11 protein-coding genes are annotated in these 11,693 nt (G+C 63.7%); 6 read left to right on the forward strand and 5 right to left on the reverse strand.

All coding sequences use genetic code 11. The features are described 5' to 3' along the window. Positions 1-50 precede the first annotated feature (50 nt). Positions 51-680, reverse strand: a complete 630-nt coding sequence (locus tag ELEN_RS16490; protein ID WP_015760091.1) for an endonuclease domain-containing protein — start codon at positions 678-680, stop codon at positions 51-53. Positions 681-1,272: 592 nt separating this feature from the next. Next, entirely contained in the window at positions 1,273-1,809 is a 537-nt protein-coding gene (locus tag ELEN_RS03415; RefSeq protein ID WP_035585906.1) for a hypothetical protein, read from the reverse strand. Between the two features lie 624 nt (positions 1,810-2,433). Here ELEN_RS03415 and ELEN_RS03420 point away from each other — a divergent pair. The 4 genes from ELEN_RS03420 to ELEN_RS03435 all read left to right on the forward strand — a co-directional run bounded on the left by ELEN_RS03420 (position 2,434) and on the right by ELEN_RS03435 (position 6,020). Then, positions 2,434-3,165 (forward strand): response regulator transcription factor, encoded by a 732-nt coding sequence (locus ELEN_RS03420; protein ID WP_015760092.1) that lies wholly within the window; start codon positions 2,434-2,436, stop codon positions 3,163-3,165. Positions 3,166-3,414: 249 nt separating this feature from the next. After that, positions 3,415-4,365 carry an ATP-binding cassette domain-containing protein gene (locus ELEN_RS03425; protein WP_015760093.1) on the forward strand — a complete coding sequence of 317 codons (951 nt, stop codon included), beginning with the start codon at positions 3,415-3,417 and terminating at the stop codon, positions 4,363-4,365. Next, on the forward strand, positions 4,358-5,134 hold the full coding sequence (locus ELEN_RS03430; protein WP_009607865.1) for an ABC transporter permease: 777 nt from the start codon (positions 4,358-4,360) through the stop codon (positions 5,132-5,134). Before ELEN_RS03425 ends, ELEN_RS03430 begins: the two co-directional genes overlap by 8 nt. A gap of 4 nt (positions 5,135-5,138) precedes the next feature. Then, complete coding sequence (locus ELEN_RS03435) at positions 5,139-6,020, forward strand: sensor histidine kinase (protein WP_015760094.1); 882 nt, start codon at positions 5,139-5,141, stop codon at positions 6,018-6,020. A 31-nt stretch (positions 6,021-6,051) separates the two neighbouring features. On the opposite strand, the gene ELEN_RS03440 is transcribed toward ELEN_RS03435, so the two are convergent. Further along, a complete protein-coding gene (locus ELEN_RS03440) occupies positions 6,052-6,927 on the reverse strand; it encodes a LysR family transcriptional regulator (protein WP_015760095.1) in 876 nt (291 codons plus the stop codon). Positions 6,928-7,150: 223 nt separating this feature from the next. Here ELEN_RS03440 and ELEN_RS03445 point away from each other — a divergent pair, with 223 nt between their 5' ends. Beyond that, positions 7,151-8,662: an FAD-dependent oxidoreductase gene (locus ELEN_RS03445; protein WP_015760096.1), complete on the forward strand. Its 1,512-nt coding sequence runs from the start codon at positions 7,151-7,153 to the stop codon at positions 8,660-8,662. A 565-nt stretch (positions 8,663-9,227) separates the two neighbouring features. Further along, positions 9,228-10,364, forward strand: a complete 1,137-nt coding sequence (locus ELEN_RS03450; RefSeq protein ID WP_114522553.1) for a hypothetical protein — start codon at positions 9,228-9,230, stop codon at positions 10,362-10,364. A 146-nt stretch (positions 10,365-10,510) separates the two neighbouring features. Here ELEN_RS03450 and ELEN_RS03455 read toward each other — a convergent pair whose 3' ends face one another. Continuing rightward, entirely contained in the window at positions 10,511-10,858 is a 348-nt protein-coding gene (locus ELEN_RS03455; RefSeq protein WP_009306475.1) for a Cif family virulence factor, read from the reverse strand. Positions 10,859-10,867: 9 nt separating this feature from the next. Then, entirely contained in the window at positions 10,868-11,647 is a 780-nt protein-coding gene (locus tag ELEN_RS03460) for an SDR family oxidoreductase (protein ID WP_009306474.1), read from the reverse strand. Positions 11,648-11,693: the final 46 nt, after the last annotated feature.

Raw genomic sequence — 11,693 nt, forward strand, 5'->3', positions numbered from 1 at the left:
AAACGTCGCGGTTTTTTGTGCGAATCACAGCCTGGAAGATGCATCGAAAGTCAGTCGTACCCTATTGGGAGGCCGAGCTGTCTGCGGAGTTTCAGCTTCCTCGAGTGGTAGTTTGCCACGCGCACCTGCGATCGTTTTCCGAGATGCTTGCGGATCCTGTCCGCGATCGCATCGGTGGCGACTAGGCTGTCCAGCTCGTCATTGGTGACGGAGACGACGGTCCAGCCCATGGAAGCGAGGGCGTTCGTCCTTCGGGAGTCCTCGATGCGCTTTTCTTCCCCGGAGTGCGATTCCCGGCTTTGGTATTCGACATCGAGCTTCGCTTCCGGCCAGCATAGATCGCACCGGAAACACGATTTGCCCGTAAGCGCTCGTGCAGCCGGGTTGGCTTTCACCTCGTAGTTCATGCGGGGAATGCCCAGCCCGTATCCGCCGTACATCATGGGCAGGCCGAGGAGAATGGCTTTCTTGGTCTCGCGCGGGGAGGCCGAGTTGTCGGCAAGGTAGCGCAAGGTTTTCGCGGCTTTGGTTGCGCCGCGAAGCGACGGGTTTCGTGTGGCGAAGTCTGCAAGGGCGTGAATCGATGACAGGGGTTCGACCTGGTAGGCGGATGATGTGCCGGTTCGTCTGGTTTGATAGGAGCCGCACAGTTCGTAGCCGAGTTCGAGCAGTGCGATCATGCTGGTCTCTTGAGCTGCTATATGCACGAAGGCGAGGGGTGCAGCGCTTACGTATGCGCCGTTGCCAAGTCGGTGAAGCGGGCGTCCCTGCACGATCGTTTTGCATGCGCGCACCGTGAAAGCGCTTGTAGATCGGCATTGGGATACGCGAGACACCAGAAGATGCACAGGTTGTTCGAGCATCATGGATGGGTGCAACGTTTCGAGCGATTCGAGGGCCTGCCGAAAGGCGCACATGCTGGGCGCTCGATCCGGCATCGTGTGCGCTCCGCTGCGCAAAAGGGTTCGCTCTCGCGGGTCGGTCGTGCGCAGGATCTGCAAAGCGGTTTCGTATCCGAAGCATATCGAGGGTGAAGCCACCGCGCCTCCTCATTGCCCTTGGGTTGAGAGGATCTTACGGGCGTGGTAGGGGAAACGAGGGCACGGTTTCCGCAATGGGCCGCCTCGTGAGGAGGGGCGCTCGCACTGGCTCTTTGTTGCCGATATTCTAGCACGCGAGAGGCGGTGCGGGAATGCGAGTGCAGCAAGATGCAAGCGACCGACGGCCAGGCCGACAGCCGGTTCCATCTCGTCGTCACGATCGGGTGCGCGCCTATTCGGCCGCATCGGCGTTTAGCGCATCCCCCTCTTCCTCGATGGCCTGCACCTCGATCACTTCCATGATGAGGCGACCGAAATCGGGCGCGGTGGCCGAGGTGATGACGGGCCCGCCGATCTTCTTCTCGGCTGCTTTGCGCGCGATGCCCGCCACCTCGCCGCCTGAGCGTGCGACCTCGCGATGCTCGGGGAGGCTTTCAGGGTCGGTCGCTCGCTCGACCTCGGCCGTGGTGGCTTCCGCCAGCGTGCTCAAAGCTAGCTCTAGGTCGCTCATGTTGTCGCGCAGGCTTTCGTTGGCGAGGCCTTTGAAGGTTTTATACTCGCGGGCGGTCATGTCCGACCAGGCGCGATATATGTCGTTGGTCAGGATGGCGTATTCGGAATTGGTTTTCACGCCGCGTTCTCGCCATTCGAACGTCAGGTTCTTCCTCACGCGAATGGAGAACAGGCGCTGGCTGATCCAGTCCTCGGTGTAGCCTTTGCGGCGGTAGTACTCGATGGCGCGTTCGATGGCGAGCTCGGGGTCGAACATTTCGTCGATGCGCTCTTTGCCGACCTGTGCGAGCCACAGCTTGAACGGCTCGGCCTTGGGCGAGGGGATGGACCGGACGAGGCGCAGTACCTGCTCGGTGGTGCCGGCGTCGGTGCGGTAGAACTATTGTCTTCCGCAGACTGCGTTTTCAGTTGGCTGCATTCTGCAACCAACCGACTGCCTTCCTCTTCGAGGCGATGCTTGAGCGCTCTCCGATAGGTGCGAGCTTCGGGGCTTTCCGTCAACATCGCCATCGCGTCCACGATGGAAAAGTTCCCGACTTATGCGCTGCTCTGCCATGAAAAAGGCCGAAAAAGGCAATGTCCGTGACTTACGTGCGCTCCGAAAGGCTCCAACCTTCTCTTTTTTGCGGCTCTCGCAATTCAAAAGATTCTGTGACCAGGTATTTCCCTGATCACGTTCACGATGAGGCGCGCAGAAGTCTAAGACTTGCTTGGCGGAAGTGCGCATAAGTAGGGGACATTGCCGTTTTCGGCCTTTTCCATGGCAGAGCGCGTTTCACTGCATGTTTTGCCGTTTGGGCTTGGAGCGAAAAGAGGGTGCGTGCGGTTGCGGCTCTCGAAATGCGGGTTCCCGCGTTTGCCTTGCGGTACAATACCCTCTATGAGCGAACCGGCATCCATAGTGATCATCGAGGACGACGCCGACATCAACGAGGTGGTGGCGGTGCATTTGCGCCGCAACGGGTTCGCTTGCACGCAGGCCTTCTCGGGCAGCGAGGGGCGGCTGCTGCTTTCCGGCTCCGAGCCGTTCGACCTCGTGATCACCGATCTCATGCTGCCGGGCATGGCGGGCGAGGACGTGGTGCGCCTCGTGCGCGCCCGCGGCGACATGCCCGTCATCGTGATGTCGGCGCGCACGACCGCCGCCGACAAGGTGGCGCTGCTGAAGCTGGGCGCCGACGATTACCTGACCAAGCCCTTCGACCTCGACGAGCTGCTGGCTCGCGTGCAGGTGCAGCTGCGCCACGCCGACGTTCGCCGCGCATCCGCGTCCGGCGCGCCTTCCGACGAGCGCCTCCCCGAGCCCGCCGCCGCAGCCGCGATGCGCTACAAAGACTGGACGCTCGACGTCGACGCCCGCACGCTTTCGGTGCAGGGCGAGCCCGTGCGCCTCACGCGCCTGGAGTTCAACATCCTCGAAGCTCTCGTGCGACGTCCGCGCAAGGTGTTCACGAAGCGCGAGCTGTTCGAGATCGCATGGAACGAGGAAAGCGCGGTCGAGGAGAAGGCCATCAACGTGCACGTCAGCAACATCCGCAGCAAGCTGCGCGCCGCGCATTCGGCCGGCGAGATAGAAACGGTATGGGGCATCGGCTTCAAGCTGGCCGAATGAGCGGTTCGCTTGTCTTCGCGCGCGTTCTTACAACTTTCTTAACGTTTTCGGGAAGGTTCCCTAACGCCTTCTCCGTATCGTGGATGGCAGAGCGTTCACGGCAGGAGTAGGCGGGCTTGCTGCAGCGAGCCGCATAACCTTGAAGGTTCTGAGGGTTTGAGCTAAGAGGCCTGATGCGCCTGTGCGAAAACTCTCAGCTTCTGAAAGGCTAAGCGGACGTTGCGGCAAGCCGTCAGGAAGGAGAATCGCGTGCTGGCAATTGAAACGCGTGGCCTGAGCAAGGCGTATCGCGGGCGCAACGTCGTCGACGGGCTGGACATGCACGTCGCCCGCGGCGATATCTACGGCTTCGTCGGCCGAAACGGCGCAGGAAAATCGACCACGATGAAGATGATCTGCGGGATGATCCGTCCCACGGCGGGTGAGGTGCGTCTGTTCGACCGCCTGGCCGCCGACCCGTCGGGCAGCGCTGAGTACAGCGAGGCCGTCCGCATCGGCGCGTTGGTGGAAAGCCCTGGACTGTACCCCAACATGACCGCGTTCGATAATATGCGCTGCAAGGCTATCGCGCTGGGCATCGTGGACGATGTGGGGGAAATCGAGCAGCTGCTGAGCGTCGTGGGGCTGGGTACTGCGGGCGGGAAGCGAACGGAGAACTACTCTATGGGCATGAAGCAGCGCCTCGGATTGGCGCTGGCGATGCTAGGCTCGCCCGACGTGCTGCTGCTGGACGAGCCGATGAACGGGCTCGATCCCGAGGGCGTGCGCGAGATGCGCAACCTCATCATCCGCTTGAACGAGCAGCGTGGCGTCACCGTGGTGGTGAGCTCGCATGTGCTGGACCAGCTGGGGCGCATCGCCACGCGCTACGGCGTGATCGACGCGGGTCGGATGGTATGCGAGATGACGGCGGACGAAGTGACCCAGGCGTGCGGCGATTACCTGGTCGTGCGCACGGCTGAGCCGGAGCGCACGCTGGCGCTGCTGGCCGAGGCATATCCTGATATCGCCTGCACGGTGTTGCCGGACGGGACGCTGCGCTTGCGGGGCGTGTCGGAGGAGCGCGCAGCGCTCGACGCGACCGTGTTCGGCACGTTCCTGGCTGCGAACAATATCCCGGTGTACGAACTGCGTGTCCACGAGCGTGATTTGGAAGACTACTTCCTCGAACTCATGGGAGGGGATGCTGCTCATGTTTAAGTACCTGCGCATGGATGCATATCGCCTGATCAAGACCAAGACGCTGTATGTAGCGCTCGGTATTATCCTCGCGGCGGTGGCGTTTTCGGTGTATATGATGAGCACGGCGGCCATGCCTGACCTTAGCGCGACGGGCGGGGAAGGCCCCTCGTCGATGGCGATCCAAAACGGCAAGGAGCTTGGAAGCTTCACGCAGACCCAGTCCGGTCTGTGGATCTGGACGACGGTCCTCCTCGTCTCCGTGGTGGTCGCCCAGTTCTTTGCGCTTGATTTCTCAAGCGGTTTCGTGAAGAGCCTGCCCCTGTCGCGACGGGATCGCTTGGACTACTACGGCGGGAAGATCGTGTTCGTCGTCATGCTCTCGACGGCGTTCTCGGTGTTCGGTATCGCTGTGTTCGAAATCCTTCTCAAGGCGGCAGGGTTCGCGTACGCCCATGCGGATTCGGTCCCGGAAATCGCCGTCTGGTACGGGTTGCTGCTGCTTGTCCTTTGGACGTATGGAATGCTGGCCGCGACGGCAACCTGGTTGACGCGGAGTAGGGGTGTGGGCATTGTCGTCACACTGCTCGCGAGCACTTCCGTTGCATGGGAGCCCCTCGCTCGCGCAGCGGAATGGCTTCCGTACGGCAGCTGTGCGCTGCTGGTTCAGGGCGGTCAGGCGCTGCTGGCGTCGCCGGGCGACATAGGCCATATCCTCGTCTCGTGCGGCACGGTGCTGGTGGCGTGCGTGGCGGTGGCGCTGGGCGTGTGCGCTCGAAAGGACGTGTAGGAACATGAACGGGTTCGTGCTGGCCGGTGTCGCGATTGCGGCGTTCGCCGCGGGGGCGGCGCTCGTCTCCTTCCGATACGAGCGGGAGCTGCGGCGCATGGCGCGATTCCTCGACCAGCGCGAACCTACCGGCAATGCCCGCATGACGGCGTTCGTGCGCACGCGCGGCGTGCTGGGCATCGCGCGCGGCGTGAATGCGGAGTTGGACGAGCTGCAAAACGAGCGCATCGCTTCCCAGCAGGCGCGCCAGGCGTTCCAAGCGGGGCTCACGTGCCTGTCGCACGACATCCGCACGCCGCTGGCCGGGGCGCAGGGCTACCTGCAGCTGGTGGAGGACGAGGCCGATCCCGCGGCGAAGGAGCGCTACTTGAGCGCCGCCGCCCATCGGCTGGACGACGTGCGGGTGCTGCTGGACGACCTGTTCTCGTTCGCCCAGGTGCACGATCCGTCGTTCGAGGTGGCGTACGAGCCGGTGCGTCCGGCCGACGTGCTGGGAGACGTGCTGGCCGGGCTGTACCCGCAGTTCCGCGAGCGGGGCTGGGAGCCGCGCGTGCTGCTGGACGACGAGGCGGTCGTGCAGGCCGATGCCGAGGCGCTCGCGCGCATCTTCCGCAACTTGACGGCGAACGCGCTTCGCCACGGCGCGGCGGCGCCCGTCATCGAGCAGCGCGGCGGGCGCGTGACGTTCGAGAACCGCGTGGATGATCCGGATGCGATCGACGTCGACCGCCTGTTCGAGCGCTTCTACCAAGGAGGCGGCGCTCGATCGAGCGCGGGGGCAGGTTTGGGCTTGGCCATCGTCTCCCAGCTGGCCGCCTCCATGGGGGCCACCGCCGCCGCCTCTCTCGAGGGAGGCGTCCTCCGCGTGACCGTAGAACTGCAGTAGCCGGCGTATCGGGCGCCCCGGCGACACCGGCTCAGCCGGTTCGCTTGAAGCTGTCGATGCAGGCATCCAGCACGTCGCGCACGACGCGCGGCGCACCGGGACGGACGTGGGCTCCGTAGGCGAGGGGCGGCCACTCCATGGGGCGCGCTTCCAGCGGCGGGCATATTTTCGAGATGTTGGAATGGTTGAAGAACGATACGGCGTCGCCTCGAAGGCAGTCCATGGTGAGCTTCTCCCTGAAAATGGATTCCTTCACCACGTTGTCTCGCGCGAAAAAGGATTCGAACTCGTGCAGCTCGGGAACGTCGCGATAGCCCGCTCCTGCGTACACCGTGATGTTTTCGAGCAGGTCGGTGGATATCGTCTCGCGCTTCGCCAAGGGGCTGTCGGGGGAGAACACGCAGTAGTATTTCTCGCGCGACAGCGGCGTGAACGAGGCTCCCATCTGCCGTAGCGCAAGCGAGTCCGCAGAGAAGAAAAGATCGAACAGCCCCTGCGCGAACCCTTCTGCCGCGTTGCCGTACGAGGTTTCCACGAAGTCGATTTTGAGGCGGGGATGCGTTTGCGCCATCTGCCGGACCGCTTCCATCATGAAGGGGTGGACCTGCCACCAGACTCCGATCGTCACGCGCTCGGCCGGTTGCTCCTCCGCGACGGATCGCCCTTCTTCCCTCGCCTTGTCCAGGATGTCGAGAGCCTCTTTCGCAGCCCGATAGAGAACAAGCCCGGCATCGGTGGGGCGCACGCCGCTCGGGCCTCGCTCAAGGATGCGGTAGCCGAGCTCAGCTTCGAGCGAGTTGATCCTTTGGGCGAACGAGGGCACGGAAAGGAACTGGCCTTTCGCCGCTTTGTTGAAGCTCCCCAGCTCCACTGCGGCTGTGAATGACCTCAGCTGGACATCGTTCATGGCGCCTCCCCGTTTCTTCCCCCTGTATAAGGCATTGCCTTATACCCAGATTACCATACTTGAAATATGCAGGGTATTGCACGGCCTGTATGATTGGTGATGCTCCGATTGAATCGGAGCCGTTCGAAGACGCGTCGGATGGGGAGCTTCCTGCAATGGTTTCACCGTTGATTGCATGTCGGGTTTCGACTCGACGGTTCAAATTATTGAAAGGAACAAAGGGATGGAGCGTATAGAAGGGGATCTCTCTCGCCGGGGGTTCGTCGGTGCCGCTTTCGCCGGCGCGATGGGCATTGCTGCCGCATCGGTGCTTTCGGGATGCAGTGCGGGCGGTTCGTCGGCTGCTGACGGCGATTGGACGGAAACGTTCGACGTGGTGGTGGTCGGCTCGGGCGCAGGCGGGCATGCGGCAGCCATCGAAGCTGCCAAGGCAGGCGCGAAGGTCGTCCTTCTGGAGAAGGAGAACGGTCTCGGCGGCGATTCCGCGGTATGCGACGGCATCGTTTCCGGATGGGGCACCCGTTTGGCGAAGGCCCAGGGCATCGATGTTTCACCGGACGAGATCTACGACTGGTTCATGGCGCATTCCGAGTGGTTCGGTGCGATCGATCCTGAGGTGGCCCGTTTGAACGCCGACAAGTGCGGCGAGACCATCGACTGGCTCGAAGAGCTGGGCGTTCCGTTCGAGGAAGAGGTCGGCCCCCGCATGAGCTACACCGATCTGCCTGTTGTTCACCAGGTGGTGGGCAAGGGCGGCGCGATGGTGAGTGCCATGACCGCGGCTGCCGAAAGCGCCGGCGTCTCCATCGAGACGAAAACCGCCGTCACCAAGCTCGTGAAGGACGCTGACGGCCGCGTTGTGGGCGTCGAGGCTATGAAGGGCCGCGAGCGTGTTCGCATCAAGGCCGAGAAGGGCGTGGTGCTGGCTACGGGCGGCTATTCGGGCAGCACCGACATGCTGGTTGCCCTGTGCCCTGCGAACAAGAACCTGAAGGCTTCGGGTGCCGCGGGACTGACCGGCGATGGCTTGACGATGGCGTCTGACGCCGGCGTGTTCACCACACGCACCTCATGGCAACCGCTGATGAGCCCGGTGGCCGGCGCGGCCACGAAGTCGCCCGTGCTCATCGACTACTCCGAGCGCCTGAACGGGCTTCTGCTCGACGAGAACGGCGAGCGCTTCTGCAACGAGGGCCGTCAGTATTTCGGCAGGGCTCTTGCGATCGACGTGCTGGCGAAGCAGAACGAGCAGGATGGCAAGGAAGTTGTTCTCATGATTCCCACGACGCCCGAGCTGGAGAAGCTGCTGAGCGTGCGCGAAATCGTGTGGCCTTGCGGCGACACCGTCGAGGAGGTCGCCGAGCAGGTGGGCCTCGATCCGGCGAAGGTGAAGGCGACGGTGGAGCGCTACAACGGGTTCGTCGAGGCGGGTCTCGACGAGGATTTCGGTCGAAGCGGCGAGCACCTCGTTCCCATGACCGGCCCGTTCTATGCGGCTCCGGTGACCGTGAGCACGTCGATGACCATCGGCGGCGTCAAGATCAACACGAACGGCGAGGCCCTCAAGCTGGCAAGCTCCGGCAAGGGAGACGTGACCTTGGAGCCGGTACCCGGTCTGTACGCCACGGGCGAAGTGTGCGAATGGAACTGCGCGAGCGGTTGGACTGTGCTTAGCGCCGTGACCATCGGCAGGATCGCCGGGCAGAACGCTGCGGCGGAAGGTTCTGCTTCGTAAAACGATCCGTTTCGCAAGAGCGCCGGTCGGCACTCGACCGTGCGGGTTTCGAGAAAAGGGCGCCCACCCCCCTCCGGGCGCCCTTTTCGCGCCATCGTCGGGACGCTACCGCGAAAAGCACCATGTCCCCGACTTATGTGCGCTTTCGGAACCGCTCGTGGTCGCGAAGTGAACTTCGGTGAACTTCTGACCTGGGATTATGTTGCGCGACATGTCCCGAACGCGTCCGCGAAGGCCGAATCGGCGTGGCGGAGGTGCGCATAAGTCGGGAACATGGTCGTTTTCTTCCGATTTCGCTGACGGAGTGCGATTCGCGAGCCCCCGCTCCAGCCGCCACTCCACTTGCAGCCGCCAGGGCGGCTTGCGACGCCCTCGGCAAGAGGACCCTTCCTCGAAATATCTTACTGAAAAGATCATGTTCGTGCTTCCGGTTTGCTAGAATGAAGCGTCGGATAAGGCGGGTGACGCGCGTTTTCGCAGGACAATGCCGTCATTCGAGGGAGGCGCGACCCTTTTGCGGTGCCGCTTGGGGGAAACGCGCCCGTTGGAGGGAAGGATGGGAACCATGGGGGATGAGCCGATCGAGCGTCCTGAGCGCGAAGAAGCGCGTTCGGGTGAGGCGGAGCGTGCCGTCAAGGAGGTGGGATCCGCGAAGTCGGCCCGCGATGCGGATGCCGCCGGCAAAGAAGGCGCGGAGCCGTACAAGCCCGGCTCGTTCGAAGGGGGCATCGTCGAGTTTCCCTCCGGGGACGAGCCCGCCGTACCGCCGCGCAAGCGCTTGCCGCTTGTGCTGGCGATCATCGGCCTGGTCCTGTGCTTCACGGGATCGCTCGCGCTCGTGGGCGCGGCGTGCGGCGCCGTGTCGCTCGGGCTGTTCGTGCGCGACAGGAAGGCTACGGAGGGCTCGCCGGCCCTCGCCGCCCCGAAGGCGACGCTCGGGTTGGCGGCGTGCTCGTTGCTGCTGGGTATCACGATCATGGCGGGCATGGCCTCCGGCGACGATGCGCAGGTGCAGCAGCCCGACCAGCCGGCTTCGCAGCAACAAGAGGCGCTTCTGGAAGCGGCCGAGGAGCACGAGCTGAGCTTCGTCGTCGAGGCCGCCGGCGAGGAGGACGTCCCCGCTTCCGTGACGGTGCTGGTGACCGGCACGCAGGCCGACGGCACAAAAGTGAGCGATTCGCACAGGGCAGCCCTCGGAAAGACGTACGTGCTGGCGTATCCGGCGGGCTCGTACACGTTCGAGGTGTCCGCGTCCTCGCTCGAGGCGGGCGACGTGCTGTTCAAAGCCGAGCGCGTCGAATGCGCGTTCGACGGATCCGCGGACCGCACGGTGCGCATCAAGGTGTCGCAAGACGCCGCCGCCATGCAGAAGGCGCAGGAGGAGAAGGCTGCTCAGGAGAAAGCCGCGCAGGAGGAGGCCGAGCGCCAGAGGGCCGAGGAAGCGGCGGCTGCCGAAGCTGCTGCGGCAGCGGCAGCCGAGCAAGAAGCAGCAGCGGCCGCCGCTGCCGAACAAGAAGCAGCGGCCGCAGCAGCCGCGGCTGCTGCGGCGAGCGGCGGAGGCGGAGATACCGTGTACATCACGAACACGGGCGAGAAATACCACCGTGACGGATGCCGGTACCTGAAGAAGAGCCAGATCGCGATATCGCGTTCCGATGCCATCGCTCAAGGCTACGGCGCCTGTTCCGTGTGCAATCCGTAGGGCTCGCCCAGGGACGGGGCGTGCGTCAAGGGGACGGGTGATTTGACACACCCTTGGCGCCCTTTCCCCATGAGGCCCTGAGAAAAGCGAACGCCCGGCAGGCACGGGGCTTGCCGGGCGTTCGCGAGCAAACGGTCGCCGACCTCTTACGCCGGCCTGATCACCAGCTCCCTGATCAGGCTGTCGTCGAGGCTGCACGAGCCGTCGGTGCAGTTCTCGATCTGGGCGAGGGCGTGGATGATGGTGCCGTTGTAATCGGCGTAGAAGTTCACCGTGCGCTCGTTCACCACGCGCGGGTCCAGCATGCCGAAGCCTCCGAACATGAACTTGTTGTGGTAGTACATCTCGATGGCGTTGCGGCCGAACAGAAACGAGTTCTGGCGCTTCACCACGGAGGGGCAGTAGTCGAACAGACGGCACTCCTCGGCGAAGCAGGCGGCCAGCGCCTCGTGATCTTTGCTCTGCATCGCGGAAACGAAATCGTTGATGACCATGGTCGCCTCCTAGTAGACTTTCTCGGAATTGAGCAGGGCGTCGGTGCCGCCGTCCACGAACAGGACCACGCCGTTGATACCGCTGGCTTCGGGGCTGGCGATGAACGCCATGGCGTTCGCGATCTCGACGGGATCCATGAGCGGTTCCTCGCCGAAATGGGTGGGCACGGGGATGGCCTCCATGGCCGCGCGCTGCTCGGGCAGCATGTTGGCCGTCATGGCCGTGCGCACGTTGCCGGGAGCGATGGCGTTCAGGCGCACGCCGCGCGAACCCCAGTCGGGGCTCATGCGGCGAACCCAACGCGCCAGGGCGTACTTGGTGGATGCGTAGTATACGTGACCGATGGCCGGGTCGACGTCCTTCACCAGCTCGAGGATGCGATCCTCGTCGGCGTGGTTGTTCAGCATGCCGGCCACGTCCATGCGCGCCGCGCCCTGGGCGATGGAGTTGGACGACGTTACCACGCAGCTGCCGCCCTTCTTCTCCAAAAGGTCGAACACGCCGCGCGCCATCTCGGTGGCGCCGAAGTAGTTGAGCGAGATGATCAGCGAGATGGGCACCTTGCCGCCCGACACGCCCGCGTTGCAGATCATGGCGTCGATGCCTTCGGGGAAGCGCTCGTGCAGCTCGGCGATAGCCCCCGCGCGCCCTTCCTTCGTGGCCAGGTTGGCGTTGATGTCGCCGCCGTTGAGGTCGATGTTCACCACTTCATGGCCGCGTTCGCGCAGGATTTCGGCCGTCTTGGCGCCGATGCCGCTGGTGGCGCCGGTGATGACGTAGATGCCCATGAGCCGTCCTTTCATGCAGATCTTACCGATGCTCATTCATTAGTAC

The sequence above is a fragment of the Eggerthella lenta DSM 2243 genome, from assembly GCF_000024265.1.
GTDB lineage: Bacteria > Actinomycetota > Coriobacteriia > Coriobacteriales > Eggerthellaceae > Eggerthella > Eggerthella lenta.